Source organism: Agrobacterium salinitolerans (genome assembly GCF_002008225.1).
GTDB lineage: Bacteria > Pseudomonadota > Alphaproteobacteria > Rhizobiales > Rhizobiaceae > Agrobacterium > Agrobacterium salinitolerans.
Genome location: NZ_MRDH01000016.1, coordinates 103,888 through 128,027 on the forward strand (window position 1 = coordinate 103,888; position 24,140 = coordinate 128,027).

The following is a 24,140-nucleotide window of genomic DNA, read 5'->3' on the forward strand; positions in this document are numbered from 1 at the left end:
GCTCATCCTTGATGTGGAAACCCGCCTTATGCAGCACCTCCGCACCCCATGAAGGTCCAGGTTCACCAGCCAAATTTCTCCAAATAAAGTCAGCTTCCTGAGTTGTGAATACAGCACAGCATCGCGACATCCCGTGCCCTGCATCGTTCATGCGCGATAAACGGCCGCTCCACCCGTCATACCGGCGCCGGCGGCGGTCAAAAGCAGGATTTCGCCTTCCGCGAGAGGCCTTTCGGCATTGGTGACGGAGAGCGAAAGCGGAATGGTTGCGGCGGAAGAATTGCCGAAGCTTTCTATGGTGCGGACCGTCTTTTGCCTGTCAATGCCGAGATTGCCGCAGACGGCGTCGAACATACGGGCATTGGCCTGATGCGGCACGAAACGGTCGATATCGACTGCCGTCATTCCGACTTCATGCAACACCCTTTGCGCGGTCTCGGTCATCAGCGTCACGGCACGGGAGAAAACCTCGCGGCCGTCACGCATTGTCATCAGCGCCTCCTCAGTGGATGTATCGGCTGAGAAGGGCTGGCTACTGCCCCCCGCCGCTATCTGGATCAGATCGTAACCGCCGCCATCCGCAACGAGATCGGCCGACAAAAGCCCACGCTGCGCCTGGCGGCAGGGCTTGAGTACGACAGCGCCGGCGGCATCGGCGAACAGGACAGCGCTTGCCCTTTCCGCCGGATTGATACGACGGCTCAATATATTGGCGGCAACGACGAGCACGGCGCGGCCGTGGGTGCGGACAAAGCCATCCGCAAGCGTGAGCGCATAAAGAAAGCCGGAACAGGCCCCGGCAAGATCGATCGTGCCGGATCGGGTAAGGCCCAGCCTGTGTGCGAGCAGCGGCGCCGAGGGCGGCAGAAGATGATCCGGCGTGGAAGTCGCAAGCAGCGTCAATGCGATGTCATCGGAGGCGATTTCGGCGTCTTCCAGCGCCATGCGACCGGCTCTCGCCGCAAGGCCGCTCAGCGTGTCGCCCTCTTGCGCCCAATAACGCGTGCGGATGCCGGTGCGCCGCTCGATCCAGCCGGCTTCCAGCCCGAGACTGGTCTCAATCTCGGCATTTTCAACACATCTTGACGGAACGGCATGACCAAAACCGGCCATGCGGGAAGAACGGGTCTGCATTGTCAGGACTTTCGGAGACAGTTCTGGAACAGGCTGAAAATGGCCGCACCCTGTTTTCACGCGATGCCGAGCGCGCGCGATTTTAGCGGAGCGGTTTCGGTGACGATCCCGGCCACCTCGTCGATGGCGCCAAAGACGCTGCTTAAATCTTCCGCCGTCGAACAATAGGGCGGCATCAGGTAAAGCACATTGCCGAGGGGCCGGATAACGAACCCGCGCTTACGGAACAATTGCCGCATGCGCGGCCCCGCCTCGGCGAGATACCCGCCGGCGGGCGTCACGAGATCGAGGGCCGCGATGGTCCCCATTTGCCGAATACCGGTAAAACGCCGGTCATCTGCAAATCGCTGGAGATTGTCGTGCAGAACCTGTTGCAATTGCCCCATGCGTTGAAGCACGGGCTCATCCCGCCAGACCTGAAGATTGGCGACAGCCGCAGCACAGGCGATCGGATTAGCCGTATAGGAACTGGAATGGAAGAAGGTCTTGCGGCGATCCGTCGAAAAATGCGCATCGAAAATCTCCGCACTGCACAACGTTGCCGCCAGCGGCAAGGAGCCGCCGGTCAGGCCCTTGGAGGTACACAGAATATCCGGGGCAATGCCGGCCTGTTCGCAGGCGAACATGGTTCCGGTTCTGCCCCAGCCCGTCATCACCTCGTCTGCAATGACGAGGCAGCCATGGCGTTCGGCGATCTGTTTCAGCCCGGCCAGAACATCCGCGCCGTAAATCTTCATGCCGCCCGCCCCGAGCACCAGCGGCTCGACCAACAGGGCGGCGATACGGCCTGAACGGCAGAAGTTTTCGAACATGTCCAGCGTGTGCTGTTCGTTGCCCGCTTCCGGAAAAGCCAGCCGGTCGACGCCGAAGAGCAGCGGTTCGTAAGCGACATTGAAGACACCGCGCTCACCGGTCGACATGGTGCCGATAGTGTCGCCGTGATAGCCGTGTTCCATTACCACGATACGGTCGCGCTTTTCTCCGCGATTATGGAAATATCCCAGCGCCATTTTCAGCGCTACCTCAACCGCAGTCGAGCCGCTATCGGAATAAAACACATGGTTTAGCCCGGCGGGCGCAAGCTCGATCAGCCCGCGCGCCAGCGTTTCGGCGGGTTCATGGGAGAACTCGGCGAAAATGACCTGATCGAAGGCCTCTGTCGCAGCGCGGATGGCCGCCATGATCGCCGGGTGCCGGTGCCCGTGGGTGATGACCCACCAGGAGGAAATGGCGTCGAACAGGCGATTGCCGTCCTCATCGACGAGAAATGCGCCTTCCGCAGAAACCACGCGTTTCATTGGCGGTTCCAGCCCATGCTGGGTGAAGGGATGCCAGATCGGGGAACGGCTCATGCCGGCGTCTCCAGAAAATCAGCGAGATTGAAGTGTCGCGCAAAGGCCCGATGCAGCGCCTCCGATGTCATCTCCGGCAGGCGCGGCAGACGTCCAAGCGGGCGAACGGCGCCTATATTGGCGATGACGCGCTCATTTTCCCGGTTCTCGTCTCCGATGAAAACCACGCCCTGCACGGGAATGGCACGGTGCCGCAACGCCTCGAGCGAGAGCAGCGTGTGGTTGATGGTGCCCAACGACGTCCTTGCGCATAACACAAGCGGAATTTGCCAGCGGGCGAAGATATCGGCGAAGAGCACCGTGTCCGTCAGCGGCACCAGAAGCCCGCCCGCCCCCTCGATCACCAGCGGTCCATCCGTTTGCGGCGGCAGCAGCAGCGCGGGATCGATCGTTATATTCTCGCCGCGTGCCGACAGATGCGGCGAAGCCGGCATTTTGAGGCGATAGGCCTCCGGTAGAATACGCCCGCGCGGCACGCCACCCAGCCGTTCCACCGTCTCGCTGTCTGTTTCTTCCTCCAGCCCGGATTGCACGGGTTTCCAGTAATATGCCTGCAGGGCCTGGGTCAGCGCTGCGGAAAAAACCGTCTTGCCGATGCCCGTGTCGGTGCCGGAGATGACGAAACGAGGGCTCATCTCCGCTCCTCCGCAAGCGAAAGGGCGAGCAGCCCGATCATATTGGCGATCTGGCTTTCATCCACATTGAGCGTGATGGCGATGCGCAGGCGCGCCGTGCCCTCCGGCACCGTCGGCGGGCGGATCGCCCGCACATCGAAACCACCCTCCCGCAAATGCGCGGCGATACGCAGCGAACGGGCATTGTCGCCTATCATCACCGGTAATATCTGCGAGCCGCTGGGCGCAACGCCGAGCCGGGAGCGAAGCTCCTCGCCGGCAAAGTTTACCAGTTCCGCCAGCCGCAAGCGCCGCCATGGTTCATCGTCGACGATGCGCAGGGCTTCCCGAACCGCAGCAGCCATCAGCGGCGAAGGTGCGGTCGAATAGATGAAACCGCGGGCGCGGTTGACGAGATAATCGGCGAGAACCGCCGGCAGGCTCAAAAGCGCACCGGAAAGACCGAGCGCCTTGCCGCAGGTGTGCAACGCCACCAAATTGTCCCGGCCTTCCAGCTCCGCGGCAAGGCCACGCCCGCCGGGGCCGAAAACACCGGTGGCATGAGCCTCGTCGACGACAAGGAAGCCCTCATATTTCCCGGCAAGATCAGCCAGGGCCGAAAGCGGCGCACGGTCGCCATCCATGGAATAAAGGCTTTCGACGGCGATCCACGGTCGGCCCCGGCCACCCTCTTGCCGCCAGCGGATTATTTCCCGTTCGAATGCCTCGACCTGATTATGCGGCACCGCGATCGCCTTCGCCTTGCCGGCCACGATACCGTCATGGACGCTGGCATGGATCAGGGCGTCGTGAAGAACGAGGTCTTCCCGCAGCGGCAATGTGGAGAACAGTGCGACATTAGCGGTAAAACCGCTGCCGAAATAGATCGCTTTTTCCGCCCCGAAAAGCACCGCCGCTTCCGCTTCCAGCGCCTCATGTTCGGGATGGTTGCCGCGCAGCAGCCGCGAGCCGCCGGCCCCCACCGGCACGCCCCTTCCGATGGCGTCGGCGATTGCCGCCTTCAGCCGGGGTGAATCGGCAAGCCCCAGATAGTCGTTGGAGGTGAAGTCGACCCCCTGTTGAGGAGCAAGCGCGCGCAGCCGCGATTTGCGCTCCAGGCCGGCAAGCTTCGCCTCGTAGGGGGAGAACGCCGCAAGGTTCACCGGCACCCTCCCGCCTCCCCAGACTGCAATTCCGTGGACTGCAATTCCATCGGCCTCAGGCCCAGACGGCGGAAAAGCGCCGTGTCGTGGTCCTCACCCGGATTATCCGCCGTCAGCAGCGTCTCGCCGATGAAGATGGAGTTGGCGCCGGCCAGGAAACAGAGCGCCTGTGTCTCATCGCTCATCTCCGTGCGCCCGGCCGAAAGCCGCACATGCGAATGCGGCATGAGGATACGCGCCAGCGCGATGGTGCGGACGAAATCGATGGGATCGACGGGATCGGCATTGGCAAGCTTCGATCCGGGGATCGGGATCAGCATGTTGATCGGCACGCTTTCCGGCGGAACCGGTAGATTGGCGAGCGTCACCAGCATCGAGATCCGGTCTTCCACCGTTTCCCCCATGCCGAGAATGCCGCCGGCGCAGACCTTGATGCCGGCATCGCGGACATTGGCCAGCGTTTCCAGCCGGTCCTCGAAGGTGCGGGTGGTGATGATCTCAGAATAAAACCGCTCGGAAGTGTCGACGTTGTGGTTGTAGTAGTCGAGACCGGCATCGGCTAGCCGTTCGGATTGCTCCGGCGTCAGCATGCCGAGCGTCATGCAGGTTTCCATGCCGAGCGCCTTCACGCCCTCGACCATGGCCACCACGGCCTCCATGTCGCGCTCCTTGGGATTGCGCCAGGCAGCACCCATGCAATAACGCGTCGCGCCGCCTTCCTTCGCCTTGCGCGCCTCAGCCAGCACCCGCTCCACTTCCATGAGTTTGGAGGCCTTGAGGCCTGTCGGGTTGCGGGCGGACTGGCTGCAATAGCTGCAATCCTCCGGGCAGCCGCCGGTCTTGATGGATAAAAGCCGGCTCATCTGGATGGCGTTCGGATCGAAATGACAGCGATGCACCTGCTGGGCGCGGAACAGAAGATCGTTAAACGGCAAATTATAGATAATTATGGCTTCCTCAAGCGACGAACGATCTCCAGGACTCGCAATTGGAGCTAGATTTCTGTCAATTTGCGTCACGATCTGGCCCATCTGTCGATCTTTCCCTCAAAATAAATAGATAGAAGTTCGTTTTATCTATTTTTCTCGAACCCCGTTTTGCAAGCACTTTTTTCGGGAAAGATTTTTTGACAGGAGAGATGGGCGGCAGATGCGGGAGCAGGATCGTTGGGGCCATGGGGTTATCGCCGGCTGGGATTCGAACAGACGGGACGCTCCGCCCTCGGCGGACAGGGGCGACCCTATCCGCTCGATCCTCTTCAATGTCGCGCAACGGGAGAATAGGCCGCAAGCTACGCCAGTACGCTTGCCACCCGCGCTGCGCGGGAATGCGACATGACGGCTTTCGTCAATGGTTATGAGGTATATCCATTGACAAATCACAGGAGTGCAGCTTTTCTATCCCGCATGCGTGAGATGTTGCGAGCATCGAAATTAATGGCCCTGTTGTTCAGACTGGTGATGATCCTGTCACTGGCGGGCTATAGCGTTTCCACTGTCGATGCCGCAATGCATCCTGCCGAAGCCGGTGGAATGCAGCACGATCAGTCCGCCATGATCGACCACGGCGCGATGATGGACCATGGCGGTTCAACCATGATGTCCGATAGTCATGATCACAACGACATGACCGCCGAGCATGATAGCGGCGCCCAAAAAACCGCAAAGCCCCAATGCTGCGGCGATTTCTGTCTCGGCATGGCGGTCCTGATCAGCCACGACACCACTGGCAGACCCGTCGTCAACAGCATCCGCTCGTTCCTCGATGACAGCAAGGCGCTGGGCCAGACTCCGCTGCTTCACCGTCCCCCGAATATCTGAACAGGCAAAGCCCGCCTTTGGGCAATGACCGTGCGTGAGCGGCTTTAGCGCCGTCGCGCCGTTGAATCTCCTGTTCGGAAAATAACCATGAACCCAATTTACATTGTGGTTGCAGTGCCCCTGCTTTTGGGCGGCTGCACAGCCACATCCCTGATGAACGAGACCGCCTCCTATGACGACGCGGCAAACCCGTCGCTCGGCGCCGCCCCTATCCGCTATCAGACCCCGGTCGCGGGTTACGCGCACCGCACGCCGGTGGATCCGAAGCCCTGGCGGAACCAGAACGATGCGCAGGCTCCGAAAGGAGACGCATCATGACGATACTTACCTTCAAACTGGGCGCGAAACTCGCGGCCACCCTTTGCCTGCCGTTTCTTCTTGGCAGCTGTGTCACGGCCGCCCAGTATGCGTCGCGCGACGCCGGTTTCACCAATGTTTCGGCCAGGACATCCGAGGCGACGGGAAAACAGGCGGTCTGGGTGCAGAACCGGACCGAGGCGCAGGCGACGCAGGCCCGCGTTAAATCGCTGATGGCAGAGAGCAAGACCCTTGATGTCGAGACGGCGGTGCAGGTTGCGCTGCTGAACAACAAAGGCCTTCAGGCGGCCTATGCCGATCTCGGCGAATCCGCCGCCACCGCATGGCAATCGACCATGCTGATCAATCCGCGGATCGGCATCGGGCTGACGGGGATCGGCACCCCAGGTCTCAGGGCCTACAAGGCGATCGAAGGTGTCGTCGTCACCAATATTCTGGCGCTCGCCACCCTCAAGAAAAATGTCGAGATCGCCGATACCGGTTTCCGTAAGGCGCAGCTTGGCGCCGCGCTGAAGACGCTGCAACTGGCGTCTGATACCCGCCGCGCCTGGATCACCGCAGTGGCGGCATGGGAAAATGTCGGCCAGCTGGCGCAGGCACAGACCGCGGCGGATGCCGCCTCGGAACTTGCCGTCAAGCTTGGGGAAGCGGGTTCGCTCAACAAGGAAGGCCAAGCCCGCGAGCAGGTCTTTTACGCCGAACTGACGGGCCAGATCGCCAAGGCGCGGCTTGAGGCCCGCCTTGCCAAGGAGGAACTGACGCGGCTGATGGGACTGTGGGGCGCCGACATCGAATACACCATTCCCAACCGCCTGCCCCCGCTTCCGAAGGCGCTTGCCAAACGGGACATGATCGAGGCCGAGGCGCTGCAGCGCCGCGTGGACCTGCAGATGACCAGGCTCGATTTGGAGGCAACCGCCCGATCGTTCAAGCTCACCGAAGCCACCCGATATGTGACCGATCTCGAAATCCGCTCCGGCTTCGAGACCGAACGCGAGCTGGAGGATGGCGAAAAACACAAGCAGACAACCGGCAATGCAGAGCTGGAATTCGTCATTCCGATCTTCGATTCCGGTCAGGCACGCATGCGGGAATCCGAACTCGCCTATATGCGTGCGGCGAACCTGCTGGCGGAAAAGGCGGTCAATGTCCGCTCGGAAGCCCGCTCCGCCTATCAGGCCTATCGCTCAAATTACGACATCGCCCGACACTACCGCAACAGCGTGGTGCCGCTGCGCACCAAAATCGAGGAGCAGTCGCTGCTGACCTATAATGGCATGATCACCAACACCTTCGAGCTTCTGGCCGACAGCCGGGAAAAGGTCAGTTCCAACCTGCTGGCCATCAATGCCAAACGCGACTTCTGGCTCGCGGAGGCCGGCCTCGCTCCCGCCATCTACGGGGGAGGTACGGGTGCTGCGGCAGGTGCGGAGACCGAGGTTGCCGCCGCTGGCGGCGGTGGCGGACACTGAGAAAGGAAATCACCATGTTCAATAGAAGAAACTTTCTGGGTGTCGGCGCCGCCATGGTCTCCTCGGCGGCCTGGGCGAAAACATCCAACACCAGCCTGCCGGAAGCGGCCGTGATGGAAACGGCCGCGACCCAGGCCCCGGTCAAGCCCACTACCGGCCCCGATTACAACCCTGTGGTCACGTTGAACGGCTGGACCCTGCCCTTCCGGATGAACAACGGCGTCAAGGAATTCCACCTTGTCGCCGAGCCGGTGGAGCGCGAAATGGCGGAGGGCATGACCGCCCGTCTCTGGGGTTATAACGGTCAGTCGCCCGGCCCGACCATCGAGGCCGTCGAAGGCGACCGGGTGCGTATTTTCGTCACCAACAAGCTGCCGGAACATACGACGATCCACTGGCACGGCATGATCCTGCCGTCCGGCATGGATGGGGTGGGCGGCCTGTCGCAGCCGCATATTCCTGTCGGCAAGACCTTCGTCTACGAGTTCGACCTCGTGAAATCGGGCACCTTCATGTACCACCCGCATTCGGACGAGATGGTGCAGATGGCGATGGGCATGATGGGTTTCTTCGTTGTCCATCCGAAGGACCCCACCTTCATGCCGGTAGACCGCGATTTCGTGTTCCTCCTCAACGCCTTCGACATCAACCCCGGCGCCTCCGTTCCCAAGATCATGACGATGACGGATTTCAACCTGTGGGCATGGAACAGCAGGGTGTTTCCGGGCATCGATCCGCTGGTGGTTTCCAAGGACGACCGGGTGCGCGTGCGCGTCGGCAACCTGACCATGACCAACCATCCGATCCACATGCATGGTTACGATTTCGAGGTGACCTGCACGGATGGCGGCTGGGTGCGGCCCGAGGCGCGCTGGCCGGAGGTTAGCATCGACATTCCCGTCGGCGCCATGCGCGCCTACGAATTCGACGCCAAATATGTCGGCGACTGGGCGATCCATTGCCACAAGTCGCACCATACGATGAACGCCATGGGACATGACGTCCCGACCTTCATCGGCGTCGACAAGAAGGCTGTCGCAGAGAAAATCCGCAAGGTGCGGCCGGAATATATGCCGATGGGCACCGCCGGCATGGCCGATATGGGCGCGATGGAAATGGAAATCCCTGAAAATACCGTACCCATGATGACGGGTTGGGGGCCGCACGGCCCGATCGAAATGGGCGGCATGTTCTCCGTGGTGAAGGTCCGCGAAGGCATCTCCGCGGGCGATTACTCAGATCCCGGCTGGTACGAAAATCCGCCCGGAACCCAGGCCTGGGAATGGACCGGCACGTTGCCGGATACGACCAAGACCAATGACCCCAAAACGCAGATCACGCCGAAACCGATGAAACACGGCTGATCGCGCAGCCACACACACCCACAAGATCCCTCACCAAAATCAAGGAAATATGGAATGACCAAACTGAAAATTGCACTGCTTCTTGCCGCTCTCGCCACGCCCGCCCTTGCATCGGGCACTCATGGCGGCGGCCATGAAGCGATGGCGATCGGTGAACCGGGCGACAAGGCCAAGGTGACCCAGACCATTCAGGTGACGATGAAGGAAACGCCTGATGGAAAGATGGTGTTCACGCCCACCAAATTCGAATTCAAAAAGGGCAAAACGGTTCGCTTCGCCGTGAAGAATGTCGGCGAACTGGACCATGAATTCATTCTCGACGAACAGAAGGCCAATCTGGAGCACAAGGCCGCCATGGAGAAGGCTCCGGAAATGGAGCACGACAATCCGAATGCGATCAGCCTCGCGCCCGGCGAAAGCGGCGAAATCATCTGGAAATTCACCAATGACGGCATGTTCGAATTCGCCTGCCTGAAGCCCGGACATTACGAGGCCGGCATGCGCGGCGATCTCAAAGTTTCTGCAAAGTAACCCGGCAACAAAGGAATCTGACCATGAAGACCCTCGTAAAAATCGCCGTTGCAACGGCACTCCTGCTCACCGCTCCCCTCAGTGCATTCGCGGAAGAATTCACCAAGGGAACGGTCAAAAAGGTCGATACCGCAGCCAAGAAGGTCACCATCATCCATGAAGAACTGAAGAACCTCGACATGCCGGCCATGACGATGGTGTTTCGCGTCAAGGACGATGCGATCCTCGCCAAGCTCAAGGAAGGCGCCAATATCGAGTTCGTCGCCGAACGCGAAAACGGCAAGCTGGTCGTCGCCCAGGTGAAATAAGACATCGGCAGTTGCACACGCCTGTGAGAGATCCGCACAGGCGTGTGCGATACGATGGTAAAGAAGCCACGGGATCGCAGATTTTCCCGAGCTGGCATCATCCCTAAAGCTGATCCATTCCAGCATGCTGCGGCCCTGTTTCCGCGCTTCCAGGCGCAACGCTGCTAATGACGAGGCGAAGAAAACAGCTTTCCCTCTTGCAGCCGTCGCCCTAACCTCGGGCGGGTTTTCGCGCCGGACCGAAGATCATGAAACTGATGGCGGCAAGGAACCAGACGCTGATGCCGGCATAGAGCATGACCAGCCCGAACCCGTCCGCAAGCGCGCGATGGACGAGTTCTTCCAAAATCCCCTGCGCCGAGGCGCCGGCAGTTCCTGCCGCGATCTTTTCCGCCAGCGACTGCACTTCATGCACATCCGCACCGGAAGGCAGGTTTGCCCAAAGCGAAGCCTGGACGCCCTCGACCAGAATAAAGCCCATGATCGGGATGTTGATGGCGAGCGAAATCATCCGTGCGCTCATGTCGATGCCCGAGGCCATGCCGGAACGGGCGGGAGAAACCGCACCCGTGGTGGTGTTGGTGACGGGCGTATTGGTCAGCCCCAGCCCGATACCGGCGAGGATGCAGCCGGGCAGCATGGTGAGCCAGCTCGCATTTTCGATGCCGCTTCCCAATTTCATCAGCATAAAACCGAGGCCGATGGTGAATAATCCGGCCGGAACGACGAGGAGCGGCTGGTAGCGCAACGACAGGCGCTCCGCCAAGGGCGGCATCACCAGCGCTGGCAGCGTATAGGCAAGCAGGCCGAGGCCGGCGGTGACGCTGTCATAACCGAGGCCAGCCTGAAACCAGATCGGCAGATAGATCATGAATGGCCAGAAGCTGATATTCATCGCCGCAGAGCCGATGATCGCCCCCGAAAAAGGCCTGATGCGGAAGACGGAGAAATCGAACATCGGTCTTGAACTAAGCTTTTCAGCAATCACGAAGGCGATGAAGCTTGCCAGAGAAATGCCAAGGATCAGAAGCGCCGTCGGGCTCACAAAACCGAGCGCGGGTCCCTGGGTGATGAAAAAGGCAAGGCAAAAAACGGCGACCGAAAGCGTGACCATGCCGGCAAGATCGAGACGCGCCGCCTCCGGATCACGCGATTCCCCAACGCTGCCGGCGGCAAGCAGCCATGTTCCCGCGCCGAGCAGGACGTGAACGAGGAAAACCCATTCCCAGCTCCAAAGCGCAACGATGACGCCGCCTACGATTGGGCCGAAGCCCAGCCCCATGCCCGAGACGACACCCCACCACCCGAACGCCATGCCGCGTTCACGTGCCGTGCGGAACTGATGCGACAGGATGGCGATCTGGCACACCAGCATCGCTCCGCCGCTCAGCCCCTGAAGGAAACGGGCGCCGATCAGCACCGAGACGTTTTCCGTCATTCCGCAGGCCAGAGAGGAGAGTGCAAAAGCGGCGATGCTGGCGATGAAGACACGTTTGCGACCGAAGCGATCTGCCAGCGCCCCCGTCGCCATCAGCACCATCGTCACGCCGATCGTGTAGGCGTTCATGATCCACTGAAGCTGGCGGAAATCCGCATGCAGCACCTGTTCGAGTGTTGGCAGGATCGCCGGAACGCTGGAAATTTCCAGCCCGAACATCAGGGCGGAGAGGCAAACGGCAGCGAGCGCCATGGCGCTTCTGCTGTTTGCTGGTGCGGTAACGGCAAGGGTCATTCTTCAGCCTTTCATGGGTCGGTCCGCCACTGCGAAAACCGGTCTGTGGAGGAGGTACGCTAGACAAAGCTTGACCATAACTGAATTGGATGATTGGCTATTTCAGAGACAACAAATTGGAATGATCGATATGAGCACGCTGGATGTTGAGGCCGTCGAGGCCTTCGTTGCCATCGCCGATATGCAGAGCTTCACCCGTGCTGCCGAAGCGCTCGGTACCACCCAGGGCGCCATCAGCGTCAAGCTCAAGCGGCTGGAAGATAGGCTCGGCCAGCGGCTGCTCGAACGCACGCCGCGCTCCGTGCGGCTTTCAGCGCAGGGCGCGGTGTTTCTGGCCCCCGCCCGCGAGTTTCTCGCCGCGCATGATCGGGCGCTGGCGGGTCTTTCCTCGCCGCGCCGCCGCTTCAGCCTTGGCATTGCCGCCCACGTTGCGGGACCGGAGGTTCCGACCCTGCTTGCACGTCTCAACGACCACGACCCCGGGCTCACGATTGAAGTGCGCATGGATCATTCCCGATCCTTGCTGGACGCCTTCGACCGTGGGGAGATCGATGCCGCGATCATCCGGCGTGAGGATGACCGGCGCGACGGCGAAGTGCTCGGACCGGAACATTTCGGCTGGTATGCGACCCCGCAATTCGAATATCGTCGGGGTGAACCGCTGCGGCTGGCGGCGCTCTCACCCGCCTGTGGCGTGCGTGACATCGCCACCCGCGCCCTGGATGCGGCTGCGATTGCGTGGACGGAAGTGTTTCTCGGCGGCACATCGTCGATGGTGACCGCCGCCGTCTCGGCGGGCCTTGCGGTTTCCGCCTTCTCCTGCCGTCTTGCGCCACCCGGCACCGTGGAGGTCAGCCAGCGTTTTGGCCTGCCGCCACTGCCTTCCACGGAAATCATCATGTTCTCGACCCTGACGGACGGCAGATCTCGGGAAGCGTTACGCACACTCGCCGCGGCATTTCGCGAGCACCGCCCAGCATAATCACTATGGTCCCGCAGATTGGCGTCGCCTGCTTGTCGACAATTCCCGGCAGAAAATTTAGCATCGGACGAAAAATGAAACGGCCGATGCTTCTCTCGGTCCAATCGCCGCAGCGGAGACTTCATGTCACTTCCCCAGAAAATCGGCTTTATCGGAACCGGCGCCATCACCGACGCGATGGTGCGTGGCCTGCTCGCGAAGCCCGCCGCCGTTCCACATGTGATGGTGTCACAACGCAGTGCCGATATTTCCGCCAGGCTTGCCGCCGATTTCCCACAGGTGATCGTCTCTGGCGATAATCAGGCAATCGTCGATGGCTGCGATACCGTCATGCTGGCTATCCGGCCGCAGATAGCCGAGGAAGTCATTCGGCCTCTCCGGTTCCAGGACGCGCAGAAAGTCATCAGCGTCGTTGCCGCAACCGGCCGCGAGACGCTTGTGGACTGGATCGGCGCGGATGTGCGTCTCGCCCAGGCGATCCCGCTGCCCTTCGTCGCCCGGCGCAAGGGCGTCACCGCCATTTATCCCGCCGATACGGATACGGCTGCAATCTTCAACGTGCTTGGTAATGCGGTGGAATGCGAGACGAAAGCGGAATACGATCTTCTGGCCGCCGCCAGCGCGCTGATGGCCACCTATTTCGGCATCATGCAGACAACGACCGAATGGTTGGCTGAAAACGGTCTGCCAGAAGAAAAGGCCCGTTCCTATATTACTCCCCTCTTCGCCGGTCTCTCCGAGGTGGCGGTATTGGCCGGAAGCAAGGCTGATTTTAGCGAGACCAGCCGCGAATTCGCCACCAAAGGCGGCCTCAACGAGCAAGTGCTGCTGGACTTTAACGGCAAGGGAGGTTCAAGGACTCTGAAAGAAGCATTGAGCCGCGTGCTGGAGCGGATTACGCAATAGCCGGATAGTTGCAGCGGCAATAACAAAAAAGGGACCTTTCGGCCCCTTTCTGTCTTATGCCTTCCCCGGACGATTGATTGTGAGGAAGTGCCGCACGACAGGCTTTTCCAGCCCGGAATGATAAGCCAGCACCTTGCCCTGCAAATCCGCATCAGCGTGGGAAACCCGCTTGTGCTGGCGCAGATGCTCGGCCCAGGATTCCACCATGAACCATTCAACGATCTTTTGGGGATCGGCGGAGTCTTCCGTCACACCCCAACCATAGGCGCCATCGCGGCGACGTTCCTGGGAAAGTTCGTCCAGCGCATGCAGGAAAGCCGAGCGGTGATGCTTTTCGACATTATATTCGATCAGGATCAGAACCGGGCCGCGATCATGGGCGACCGGCTCGGCAACGAGCGGTTCAGGCCAATGGTTGGACGGCACCATATCCGCATCGCCCGCAGGCAATTTCAGGCGGTGCATGACGACGCCCGCAATCAGCAATCCCGCAGCGCCAATCAGCAACGCACCCGGAACGCCTGTCGCTTCACCAACAGCGCCCCAGCCAAGGCTGCCGACCGTCATCGCGCCATTGAAGACGGTGAGGTAAACGGCAAGGCCACGGCCGCGCACCCAGTTCGGCAGAACCGCCTGGGCGGCACCATTCAGCGTGGTCAGCGCCGTGATCCATGCGCCACCGAGGAAGAGCAGGATGATGATGGCAAGCCACTTTGGCGGTGCGAAGGACAACCCCGCCATGACGAGCGCAGTGGTGAGAGCCGCACCCAGCAGCAGGGCATCGGCATCGAAACGGCCGCGCAGCTTCGGCATGATCAGCGCGCCGCCAATGGCGCCGGCGCCGACGGCACCGAGCAGGATGCCATAGAAGCTCGCATCGCCGCCGAGCAATTGCCGGGCGACCAAAGGCAACAGCGCCCACACAGCACTGGCAAATGCAAAGAAGATCGCAGCCCGCAGCAGGACGACATGCAGTGGCCGGCTGGCGCGGGTGTAACGAAGGCCTGCCCGGAAAGCGCCGAGGAAACCTTCGGCCAGCGCATCGTCGGCGTTCTTCACCCGCGGCCACCACAATAGGGCGGCGATGACAATGAAATAGCTGGCAACGTCGGCGCCATAGGTAACGGCCGCACCGAAGGCCGCAAGCAGAATGCCGCCGGCGGCAGGACCGATGGAGCGGGCGATGTTGATGCCGAGCGAGTTCAGCGCCACGGCGCTCTTGATATCCTCACGCTTCACCAGTTCCGGCACGATGGCCTGCCACGTCGGGCCCATCAGCGCCGCACCGATACCGCCGAGGAAGGTGAGCCCGATCAGGGCGCTGACGGATAGAAGTCCGGTGTGAGCAAGAACCATGAGGGTGACGCTGACCGAGGCCAGCAGAAGCTGCACCGCGATCAGGAATTTGCGGCGGTCGAGAATATCCGTCAGCACGCCGGCCGGGATTGCCAAGAGAAAGATCGGCAGCGTCCCTGCCGCCTGAACCATGGCGACGGCCGCCGGCGAGGCTGAAAGATCGGTCATCAGCCATGAACTGGCGACATCGCGCATGAAGCTGCCGGTATTGCCAAGCACCGTCGCCGCCCAGAGGACGGCGAAAACCGGTTGAGCAAGGGGAGCAAAGCTGCTCGCGGAGGATTTTGCGGCACTCATTTGCCTGTTCCTTTCGTGAGATCGATTGCGGCGACGATGATGAAGGCACCGGCAAGGCCAAGATGCTCGAAGAAGGCGTTGGTGGCCATCATGCGGTCCATGCCAGGCGCCATTTCCCAGAAGCGCAAAGCGATGAAGGTGGCCAGAAGCGTGAAACCTGCAAGCGCCAGCGCACCGGCCCAGCGCAGGAAGCCCGACACGACCAGAGTGGAGGCGGTAAGCTCAAACAGGATGACGACGACAGCGAATGCGGCCGCCGGCTGAAGGCCAAAATGGTTCATTTCGGCGATCGCGCCGGGAAAGTCGAAGATCTTGGTCAGCGGCCCCTGAATATAGGCAGAGCAAAGCGCCAGAAGCGCAAGGGTCTTTGTGGTGGGGGCGGCAACGACATTTGCTAGGAAGCCGCGAAGTCGAAGGGTTGAAGATGGCTCGGTCATTTTTTGCTCCTGCGATCTGGCCGGTCGGTTCGAGCGGCGCTGCGTTCATCTGATGGAGCGATATTGGCGCAAAGGATTACCGCCAACAATTGCATCAATAGTTTCGATATAATTGTTATTTTCGCAATATTGAGTTTGCGGTCGATTTTCATGCCAACGGGCGGCGGCATGTGCCGCCCGTTGGGTCTTTAAGATCGGCTCAGACTGCCCAGCAGGAGCAGCCCAACGCGCCGAAGAACCCCTTGAGGTCAGCAATCGGCAGTTTCGACGTCCAGGCACCGGCATGGTCATGACCATGGACGCCGCAATCGCTGGCACAGCCGCAAGAGGTGATGGCTGCGCGTCTGAGCGAGTTCTTTCCAGCACCCTGCGGCTCTCCCCAGGCGGCATAACCTCCAAAGGTTCGCACAGGCGACCAATCGGGCATGGCCGGCGGAATATTGCTTTCATCGAGTGTCCTGAAGTCGCCGGCGCCATAGACGATCTTGCCGCCGACCATGGTCAGTTCGGAGGTAAGGAAGGAGATTTCATCCTCCGCGCAGGAGAAATAATCCTTGTCCGGCACCACGAGATCGGCGAACTGGCCTTTTTCGATGCGGCCCTTCTTGCCTTCCTCGTTGGAAAACCAGGTGACTTTTTCGGTCCACATGCGCAACGCCGTCTCACGGTCGAGGCAGTTGGCGCGCGGATAAAGCTGCATGCCGCCCACCGTCTTGCCCGTCACCATCCAGAACAGCGATACCCACGGATTATAGGAGGCGACGCGCGTTGCATCCGTACCGGCCGAAACATTCACGCCCTTTTCCAGCATCCGGGCAATAGGCGGTGTGGCTTCCGCCACGCCCTGGCCGTAACGCTCGACGAAATATTCGCCCTGATACGCCATCCGGTGCTGGGTCGCGATACCGCCGCCAAGCGCGGCAATACGATCGATGGAGCGTTCCGAGATGGTTTCCGCGTGATCGAAGAACCAGTTCAGTCCTTCCAGCGGAATGTCCTTGTTGACCTTCTCGAACACATCCAGCGAGCGCGAAATCGTCTCGTCATAGGTGGCGTGCAGACGCCAGGGCCAGCGGTTTTCCGCCAGTATCCGGACGACGTCTTCGAGTTCGCCTTCCATTTCCGGCGGCATGTCCGGTCTCGGCTGACGGAAATCCTCGAAATCGGCTGCGGAAAAGACCAGCATTTCGCCTGCACCATTGTGCCGGAAATAGTCGTTACCCTGCTTGTATTTGACCGATGACGTCCAGTTGAGGAAATCCTCCTTCTCCTGTTTCGGCTTCTGGGTGAAGAGATTATAGGCCAGCCGAACCGTCATCTGGTTCTCATCCGACAGTTTCTGAATCACCTCGTAGTCGTCGGGATAGTTCTGGAAGCCGCCCCCGGCGTCGATCACACCGGTCACACCCAGCCGGTTCAGCTCACGCATGAAATGGCGGGTGGAATTGACCTGATAATCGAGCGGCAGTTTCGGTCCCTTTGCGAGCGTCGAATAGAGAATGCCTGCATTCGGCTTGGCGAGCAGCAGGCCGGTCGGATTACCGTTCGCATCGCGGGTGATCTCGCCGCCGGGCGGGTTCGGCGTATCCTTGGTGTAGCCGACGGCGCGAAGGGCGGCGCCGTTCAGCAGCGCCCGGTCGTAAAGATGCAGCAGGAAGACCGGCGTGTCCGGCGCCGCCGCATTGATCTCCTCAATGGTCGGCAGGCGCTTTTCGACGAATTGATGTTCAGTGAAACCACCGACGACGCGCACCCATTGCGGGGCCGGCGTGATTGCCACCTGGCGCTTCAGCATGTCCATGGCATCTGCAAGCGAGCGCACGCCATCCCAGCGCAGTTCCATGTTGAAGTTGAGGCCGCCGCGCACGACGTGGGTGTGGTTGTCGATCAGGCCGGGCAGAACCCGCTTTCCCTTCAGGTCGATGATCTTCGTGTCCGGCCCGGCAAGGGCCATGACCTCGGTGTCGCTTCCCACCTCCAGGAACAGTCCGTCCTTGATGGCGACCGCCGTTGCATTCGGATTGCCGCGATCGAGCGTCGTGACGCGGCCGTTGTGAAGGATCGTATCTGGATGCATGGAAGAACCTCCGCTCTTGATGGGATCAGCGGCTTTAGCCGGTGAAAACAGATTCGGAAAGGCAAGGCTCGAGGCCGCGCCAAGAAAGGTGCGACGTGTCGTCATCAGCTTCTCTCCCGCTCGGTCGGCTGCTTGACTTCGGCAAGGCCAGTTGTTTCAGCGCCGCCCTTCGGCATATGGCCGAACATGTGCGGCTTGATCTGGTTGAACCACGAAACGGCGGCCGGTTCCTTGCCGGCGATCGTCTTCGCGAAGGGGATGATCTGCTCTCCGACCAATATGCCGAGCAGACCGACGAGAGCGATGACGGGCGGTGCGGGAGAGCGCACATTGAGCAGGCTGTAAACGATGCCGACCAGCAGACCGGCGCCAAGGGACAGAAGATAGACTTTCATGGGAACCTCCTCGACGGGTGAAAGCCGCACCGGGCTGGATGGCGATCCTGCCGGCGCGGCGCGGGTGAAAGCTTATTTCTTGGCCGGGTTCGGGCCGATGCGCTTGCCGTGCTTGACGCGTTCTTCACCACCATGGACATGGGTGACGGCATAATCGATACCCATGCCGTAGGCGCCGGAATGTTCCTTCACCAGCGAGGTGACGGCGTCGTAGGTTTCCTTGCGTGCCCAGTCGCGCTGCCATTCAAGCAGCACCTGCTGCCAGGTGACGGGAATGACACCGGCCTGCACCATGCGGTCCATGGCATATTTGTGCGCATCGGCGGAGGTGCCGCCAGACGCATCCGCCACCATGTAGATTTCGTAATCCGTGACATCATGGAGCGCCGAGAGCGCGAATGTGGTGTTGCAGACTTCCGTCCACAGGCCCGAGACGACGATCTTCTTGCGACCGTTGGCGGCATTCTTCGCCAGGGCATCGCGGACATTCTGGTCATCCCAGGAATTCATCGAAGTACGTTCCAGAATGTCGTTTTCCGGGAAGACCGCGAGCAGTTCAGGGAAGGTGTTGCCGGAGAAGCTTTCCGTTTCGACCGTGGTAATGGTCGTCGGGATATTGAAAATCTTTGCCGCCTTGGCGAGGCCGACGACATTGTTTTTTAGGGTCTGCCGGTCGATCGACTGCACACCGAAAGCCATTTGCGGCTGCTGGTCGATGAAGATGAGCTGGCTGTTGGCGGGGGTAAGGACTTCGAGCTTGGACATTTTCAGTTCTCCGTTCAGGTGGTTGTTGCCGGTCTGCGGCTATGGAAATTGAGAAGGCTTGGCCGGTCGGCTGCCAGCGGGGCAGCCGTCTTGAATGGCTTGGATATGCTTCAGTCAGTCGATGCGGAGCAAAAGCCCGCCTTATGCCGCAAGCGGAGCGAGGTTCGCCTCGATCTGATTGCGGAAAGGTTCGTAGCGGTTCGGCAGCTTGAGCGCTTCGCCCAGATGCGCGGTATCCTCGTCGCGGTCGAAACCGGGTTCATTGGTGGCGATCTCGAACAGGATGCCGCCCGGCGTGCGGAAATAGATCGCCCAGAAATAATCGCGGTCGATGACGGGGGTGACCTGATAGCCCGTATCCATCAGCGCCTTGCGCACTTCCAGCTGCTTCTCGCGGTTTTCGACCGCGAAGGCGATATGGTGGACAGAACCTGCTCCCGGACGGGCAAAGGGCGTCTTGGGCAGGGCGGCAAGATCGATCGTATCTGCCCCGTTGCCGCCGGGAATGACGAAACGTGTCACATTGCCTTCAACTTCAGTCCGATCATAACCCATGAAACGCAGCAGTTCTTCGGTTGCGGCAGTGTCATGCAAATTAAAGCGTGCGCCGGTGAAACCGCGTATGGCGTTATCTTCGGAAATTCCCTCGGCCAGCCAGGCGGCACGGGCGTCATCGCCGGTTTCGATCAGTGCAAGGCCATCGCCATCGGGACCAGTGAAGCGCAGGCGATTGGCGCCAAAGACCGTGTCGGTCTGAATGCCGGCGGCGCCTTTGGCAATGAGACGCTCTTTCCAGAAGCCCAGCGAACCCTTCGGGATGGAAAACTGCGTCTCGCCCACCTCGCCGACACCGGGACGACCGGTCATCATGTTGGCGAAGGGAAAATAGGTCATGACCGTACCCGGTGTTCCCTTCTCGTCACCGTAATAGAGGTGATAGACGCTGGGTTCGTCAAAGTTGACGGTTTTCTTGACCCGGCGCAGGCCGAGCGTATCGGTGAAGAAACTGTTGTTCTGCCGCGCATCCGACGCCATGGAGGTGACGTGGTGCAGGCCCTTGATATCCTTGATCATCGTCGGCGCCTTTCATCTTTGGTGTGTCCGTTTCGATGGATAAAGATGTAACCTGCTTGATTGCCTCGCGGAATTGCAATATTCCTCTCGAATGAATTGCGATTTTTGAAATAATAGCGATGAACGATTATAAAGCTCTCAAAACCTTCCTGATGGCGGCCGAAAAGCGCAACTTCGCGCAGGTCGCCCGCGAACTGGGCATGACGGCGGCTGCCGTCACCCGTGCAATTGCCGCGCTTGAAGACGATCTCGGTGTGCAATTATTCGTCCGCACCACCCGCCAGGTGTCGTTGACGACCAACGGCGCCGTCTTCGCCGCACAGATCCAGCCGGCGGTCGAGGCGCTGGAGAATGCCCGGCGCGATGTCCGCAACGCGCACAAGGCCGATGAGGGGCGCCTGAGGATCAGCGCGCCGACATGGCTCGGCAAGACGGTCCTTCCGCCGATCCTGTCCGGCTTCCGGGAACTCTATCCGAAAATGTGCTTCGAGATTTCGCTCTCGGACGGCCTGATCAATATCGTGGATGACGACTACGATCTGGCAATCCGCATTTCGTCGGCCCCATCGGACAAATTCACCATCTGGCGCAAGATCAGGGCCGTGCCGAGAATATTGGTGGCGGCCCCGGGCAGCCGGTTCACGCAGATGGAACATCCGGGCGAACTGACCCCTGACGATTGCCTTGCCTATAGCGGCGAAAGCCGGCGGGAGAACTGGGTCCTGTCGGACGGCGGATCGAGCATCGCCATCTCGGCCGGCCGCGCATTCAGCGCCAATAATGGCGAGGTTCTGGCCGATATGGCGGCGGAAGGCGCCGGTGTGGCCATGCTGCCGGGATTTCACATTGCCGAACATATCCGCAGCGGCCGGCTCGTTCATGTCCTGCCTGACTGGGCTCCGCCGGAACTTTGGCTGACGCTTTATTATCCGCCCTATCAGGCACTGCCGCCCCGCATCGCGACTTTCTCGAAATTCTTCGAAGAGCAATTACCCGCGCATATGGTGATGCTGGGCTAGGGTCGCACCGCTGTTTTCTCCGGTCGGGACGGCCACAATTCCTGCTCCGCGACGGGCCGGCTGACATTGCCCAAAAGCAAGGTCCCGGTGATCGGAGTCCGAAACCTCCGATCACCGGGACCAATTTTTAGAGCCACGCTTTCAGCGCCTCAGCTAAAGACGCCGTAAAGACAGGGCAAGGATCAAAACTCCTCCCAATTGTCGGGGGCGGTATTCAACGCGGCATTGCCTGAAAAAGCAGCCCTTATCCTGCCGCCAAGCGCACGCGCGGGAGACGCTGTGGGCCTGTCGGCAACCGACGCCGTGCGCACGGGGGCGGAGGTCTCGCCATAACCGCCTTCGGACAGTTTGAACTGGGCGATCAGCCCGTTGAGCGAAGAGGCCTCGCGTGCAAGCCCGTGGCTGGCGGCGGTGCTTTCCTCCACCATGGCGGCGTTCTTCTGGGTGTCCTGATCCATCTGGTTCACGGCCGTATTGATCTGCTGAAGACCGGAGGATTGCTCCTGCGCCGATTCCGCGATGGCGGCGACGTGCCGGTTGATTTCCTGCACCTCCGTCACGATCAGTTCCAGCGCCTTGCCGGTTTCACCAACCAGCTGCACGCCTTGCTGAACCTGACCATTGGATGTCGTGATCAGGTTCTTGATCTCCTTGGCGGCGCCGGCGGATCGTTGCGCCAATTCGCGAACCTCCTGCGCGACAACGGCAAAACCCTTGCCCGCCTCACCGGCACGGGCAGCTTCCACGCCCGCATTCAGCGCCAGAAGGTTGGTCTGGAAGGCGATCTCGTCGATCACGCCGATGATGTTGGAAATCTCATTGGCGGATGTTGCGATCTGCTCCATTGCGGCGACGGCCTGCTGCACCACCTCTCCGGATTTTTCAGCGCCGACTTTGGCGCGGCCGACGAGGAGACCCGCTTCCTGCGCCCGTTTCGTGGCGTCCTTCACCGTCGTGGTGATCTCTTCCAGCGCAGCCGCAGTCTCTTCAACGGCAGCCGCCTGCTGCTCCGTGCGCTTGGCCAGATCGTCCGCCGCAGACCTGATCTCATTGGCGCCGGCGTCGATACCGCGGGCGTTCTGCGCCACCTGGCTTAAGGTCGACTGCAACTGTTCCGCAGCCCGGTTGAAATCACCACGTATACCGTCGAGACCGGAGACGAACGGCTGAACGATCCGGTAAGTAACGTCGCCCTGTGCTATTTTAGAAAGGGCCGTGGCAAGATTGTCGACGGCAAACTGTACGTCGGCGGCCTCCCTGGTCTTCTGTTTTTCACGCTCGATCCGGTCCTTTTCCGAAGTCGACCGGTTGGCTTCCGTCTCAGTCTCAAGGCGGAGGCGTTCGACTGCGCTCTCGCGAAACGCCTGAACCGCGGCCGCCATCTGGCCGACTTCATCCCTGCGATCCATCCCGGAAATTTCGCTTGCCGTATCGCCGGCCGCGAGCGATTCCATGCGCGCGCGAAGTCGCGCAATCGGGGTGGTGATGCCCCGGGAGGAAATGAGCAGGCCAAGTGCGATCACGGCCAGCGAAACGAGCGCGAGCGTAATCAGGCCTGTCCAGATCGTCGTATTGGTGCTGGCGGTAAGGCGTTCTCTACCCTCATTCATCACCTGGATGAGCTGCTCATTGCCGGCGCTGATCTTTGGCGAGACTTCGGCAATTTTCCGAAGCACGTTGAGCGCCATCTGCTGCGCTTCGGCGCGTTGCCCTGCCTGCATGAGGGCGATGACCTGATTGCCGATCTCCTCGACTTCGACAACACCCTTGAGGATATCGCGCGCGGCATCGGTGCGTGCCGGCACCAGCTCCATGATCTTGTTCTGACGTTCCTCAAGCTGCTTACGGTCGGCTCTGAAGGTTTTGACAGCGGCTTCGAAATCAGCGCTCGTCGGGTCGTTAAGGCTGGCGCGAAGCATCTGCATGCCAAGCGCATTGAGGTTTCCGCTGGTTCTGGCGTTCAGAACCGCAGCAAGGGCCTCATGGCCGATGAAATCGCTATAGACGTTGTCGGTGCTTTTATATTGCAGGCTGACGTAGCCTATGCCGGAAAGCGACATCAGGCTCATCAGCGCGATGACAAAAACGACCTTTGTTTTTATCTTGGTATTGTTCAGGAAAGACATGAATGGCCTCAAGGCAAACATTTCTCCAGCCGCCCTCGCGGGAGGCCGGAGAATATATAATGAAACATCGCGGGTAGCTGTTGCCCCTCATAGGGCGACAAGCGGACGCCTTTTTTCGAGTCGCCGCCGGGCGGGTCGTTCCGGGTCCGCTTGTTCTACCGGCTCCGCCGATGAAACCTTGGAACCTGCGTATTTTAGATTTCACAAAATAACTAAATGAAGTGTTACCCGGGATAGGCAAGTGCTGACAATTCGCCGCGCCGCAGACGGCTCCGAGCATCGAAATCACGATTTATGGAATATCAAATGCCTGGTAGATTGGCCTCTTGATCTGCATGTTTTCGGGATTGCCTGATAAGCCAGTCTCCGAACAGCACAACGTTGCGGTTATTCGCCTTTCTCTCCGGATAAACGACGTAATAGGAGTCCTCGGAACGCGTGGCTTCTCCGAAAGGCATATGCAAATCGACATTGGCCTTGTCATGCCAACGAAATGTTTCCAGCACCTCCTTTACGAAACAGTCGGCATCCGAAGACACGGAAAGGATTGCGCTTCAGCGCCTCGTCATTGACGCGTGCCACGAGTGCCATCGGCGTGCCGTAGGCAGGAACCTCCTCACGGTACATTTCTGACATGGCGCTTGAAAACGCTGCACGGATCTCGCTGGTGGAAACATAGTTGGACATGCGCGTGCGGCCCTATCGATCGCTCGGCGACGAGCCGCCGCCAGCCTTCTTGCAACTCGCCATCTTTTTATGGCCGCGACGGCAGATTAGGGTTCGCGGGAACCGCAGTGACCCCAAGTCATTTCCGGCCTGTGTTCATAGGGTTTGCTGCGCGCACAGTCCTCCTAAATCGGACCATAATAATGTAGTGTCATACCGTGAATTATTGGAA

22 protein-coding genes and 2 pseudogenes are annotated in these 24,140 nt (G+C 60.3%); 10 read left to right on the forward strand and 14 right to left on the reverse strand.

Annotation, left to right across the window (positions count from 1 at the left end; all coding sequences use genetic code 11):
- Positions 1-147: 147 nt before the first annotated feature.
- Genes BS627_RS12590 through bioB form a run of 5 tightly spaced genes read right to left on the reverse strand, consistent with a single transcriptional unit; the run spans position 148 to position 5,294 of the window.
- Positions 148-1,134 carry a beta-ketoacyl-ACP synthase III gene (locus tag BS627_RS12590; protein ID WP_077983568.1) on the reverse strand — a complete coding sequence of 329 codons (987 nt, stop codon included), beginning with the start codon at positions 1,132-1,134 and terminating at the stop codon, positions 148-150.
- Between the two features lie 56 nt (positions 1,135-1,190).
- Complete coding sequence (locus tag BS627_RS12595) at positions 1,191-2,486, reverse strand: adenosylmethionine--8-amino-7-oxononanoate transaminase (protein ID WP_077983569.1); 1,296 nt, start codon at positions 2,484-2,486, stop codon at positions 1,191-1,193.
- Positions 2,483-3,121, reverse strand: a complete 639-nt coding sequence (gene bioD, locus BS627_RS12600) for a dethiobiotin synthase (RefSeq protein ID WP_077983570.1) — start codon at positions 3,119-3,121, stop codon at positions 2,483-2,485. The genes BS627_RS12595 and bioD overlap by 4 nt, the downstream gene beginning before the upstream one ends.
- Positions 3,118-4,263 (reverse strand): 8-amino-7-oxononanoate synthase, encoded by a 1,146-nt coding sequence (locus tag BS627_RS12605; protein ID WP_077983619.1) that lies wholly within the window; start codon positions 4,261-4,263, stop codon positions 3,118-3,120. Before BS627_RS12605 ends, bioD begins: the two co-directional genes overlap by 4 nt.
- Positions 4,260-5,294 carry a biotin synthase BioB gene (gene bioB, locus BS627_RS12610; RefSeq protein WP_077983571.1) on the reverse strand — a complete coding sequence of 345 codons (1,035 nt, stop codon included), beginning with the start codon at positions 5,292-5,294 and terminating at the stop codon, positions 4,260-4,262. Before bioB ends, BS627_RS12605 begins: the two co-directional genes overlap by 4 nt.
- 150 nt (positions 5,295-5,444) lie before the next feature.
- On the opposite strand from bioB, the pseudogene BS627_RS24825 reads away from it, so the two are divergent.
- The 7 genes and pseudogenes from BS627_RS24825 to BS627_RS12645 form a co-directional block, all read left to right on the forward strand.
- Positions 5,445-5,546: pseudogene (locus tag BS627_RS24825) on the forward strand (acetyltransferase); the annotation flags it as partial.
- Positions 5,547-5,669: 123 nt separating this feature from the next.
- On the forward strand, positions 5,670-6,083 hold the full coding sequence (locus BS627_RS12620; RefSeq protein WP_077983572.1) for a hypothetical protein: 414 nt from the start codon (positions 5,670-5,672) through the stop codon (positions 6,081-6,083).
- An 87-nt stretch (positions 6,084-6,170) separates the two neighbouring features.
- On the forward strand, positions 6,171-6,401 hold the full coding sequence (locus BS627_RS12625) for a hypothetical protein (protein WP_077983573.1): 231 nt from the start codon (positions 6,171-6,173) through the stop codon (positions 6,399-6,401).
- Entirely contained in the window at positions 6,398-7,873 is a 1,476-nt protein-coding gene (locus BS627_RS12630) for a TolC family protein (RefSeq protein ID WP_077983574.1), read from the forward strand. Before BS627_RS12625 ends, BS627_RS12630 begins: the two co-directional genes overlap by 4 nt.
- 14 nt (positions 7,874-7,887) lie before the next feature.
- A complete protein-coding gene (locus tag BS627_RS12635) occupies positions 7,888-9,237 on the forward strand; it encodes a multicopper oxidase family protein (RefSeq protein WP_077983575.1) in 1,350 nt (449 codons plus the stop codon).
- Positions 9,238-9,291: 54 nt separating this feature from the next.
- On the forward strand, positions 9,292-9,768 hold the full coding sequence (locus tag BS627_RS12640; protein ID WP_077983576.1) for a cupredoxin domain-containing protein: 477 nt from the start codon (positions 9,292-9,294) through the stop codon (positions 9,766-9,768).
- Between the two features lie 23 nt (positions 9,769-9,791).
- Positions 9,792-10,076, forward strand: coding sequence for a copper-binding protein (locus BS627_RS12645; protein ID WP_077983577.1), 285 nt, complete (start codon positions 9,792-9,794; stop codon positions 10,074-10,076).
- Between the two features lie 211 nt (positions 10,077-10,287).
- On the opposite strand, the gene BS627_RS12650 is transcribed toward BS627_RS12645, so the two are convergent.
- On the reverse strand, positions 10,288-11,808 hold the full coding sequence (locus tag BS627_RS12650; protein WP_077983578.1) for an MFS transporter: 1,521 nt from the start codon (positions 11,806-11,808) through the stop codon (positions 10,288-10,290).
- Between the two features lie 130 nt (positions 11,809-11,938).
- Between BS627_RS12650 and BS627_RS12655 the strand changes: the two genes are divergently transcribed.
- Together BS627_RS12655 and BS627_RS12660 are read left to right on the forward strand one after the other, a co-directional pair.
- Positions 11,939-12,790 (forward strand): LysR family transcriptional regulator, encoded by an 852-nt coding sequence (locus tag BS627_RS12655; protein WP_165691238.1) that lies wholly within the window; start codon positions 11,939-11,941, stop codon positions 12,788-12,790.
- Positions 12,791-12,913: 123 nt separating this feature from the next.
- Complete coding sequence (locus tag BS627_RS12660) at positions 12,914-13,696, forward strand: pyrroline-5-carboxylate reductase (RefSeq protein WP_077983580.1); 783 nt, start codon at positions 12,914-12,916, stop codon at positions 13,694-13,696.
- A gap of 54 nt (positions 13,697-13,750) precedes the next feature.
- Here BS627_RS12660 and BS627_RS12665 read toward each other — a convergent pair whose 3' ends face one another.
- The 6 genes from BS627_RS12665 to BS627_RS12690 all read right to left on the reverse strand — a co-directional run bounded on the left by BS627_RS12665 (position 13,751) and on the right by BS627_RS12690 (position 20,097).
- A complete protein-coding gene (locus tag BS627_RS12665; protein WP_077983581.1) occupies positions 13,751-15,349 on the reverse strand; it encodes an MFS transporter in 1,599 nt (532 codons plus the stop codon).
- Positions 15,346-15,786, reverse strand: a complete 441-nt coding sequence (locus tag BS627_RS12670; protein ID WP_077983582.1) for a DoxX family protein — start codon at positions 15,784-15,786, stop codon at positions 15,346-15,348. The genes BS627_RS12665 and BS627_RS12670 overlap by 4 nt, the downstream gene beginning before the upstream one ends.
- A gap of 199 nt (positions 15,787-15,985) precedes the next feature.
- Positions 15,986-17,968, reverse strand: coding sequence for an amidohydrolase (locus tag BS627_RS12675; RefSeq protein ID WP_077983583.1), 1,983 nt, complete (start codon positions 17,966-17,968; stop codon positions 15,986-15,988).
- The gene (locus BS627_RS12680) at positions 17,968-18,258 is read right to left on the reverse strand and encodes a XapX domain-containing protein (protein WP_077983584.1); all 291 of its coding nucleotides are present in this window, start codon (positions 18,256-18,258) and stop codon (positions 17,968-17,970) included. Before BS627_RS12680 ends, BS627_RS12675 begins: the two co-directional genes overlap by 1 nt.
- Positions 18,259-18,330: 72 nt before the next feature.
- Complete coding sequence (locus BS627_RS12685) at positions 18,331-19,023, reverse strand: hydrolase (protein WP_077983585.1); 693 nt, start codon at positions 19,021-19,023, stop codon at positions 18,331-18,333.
- Positions 19,024-19,164: 141 nt separating this feature from the next.
- Positions 19,165-20,097 carry a VOC family protein gene (locus tag BS627_RS12690; protein ID WP_077983586.1) on the reverse strand — a complete coding sequence of 311 codons (933 nt, stop codon included), beginning with the start codon at positions 20,095-20,097 and terminating at the stop codon, positions 19,165-19,167.
- Positions 20,098-20,216: 119 nt separating this feature from the next.
- Here BS627_RS12690 and BS627_RS12695 point away from each other — a divergent pair, with 119 nt between their 5' ends.
- Positions 20,217-21,116, forward strand: coding sequence for a LysR family transcriptional regulator (locus BS627_RS12695; protein ID WP_077983587.1), 900 nt, complete (start codon positions 20,217-20,219; stop codon positions 21,114-21,116).
- A 182-nt stretch (positions 21,117-21,298) separates the two neighbouring features.
- On the opposite strand, the gene BS627_RS12700 is transcribed toward BS627_RS12695, so the two are convergent.
- Both BS627_RS12700 and BS627_RS24995 read right to left on the reverse strand, forming a co-directional pair.
- Positions 21,299-23,242, reverse strand: coding sequence for a methyl-accepting chemotaxis protein (locus BS627_RS12700; protein WP_077983588.1), 1,944 nt, complete (start codon positions 23,240-23,242; stop codon positions 21,299-21,301).
- A gap of 455 nt (positions 23,243-23,697) precedes the next feature.
- A pseudogene (locus BS627_RS24995) lies at positions 23,698-23,929 on the reverse strand (2-oxoadipate dioxygenase/decarboxylase family protein); the annotation flags it as partial.
- Positions 23,930-24,140 lie beyond the last annotated feature (211 nt).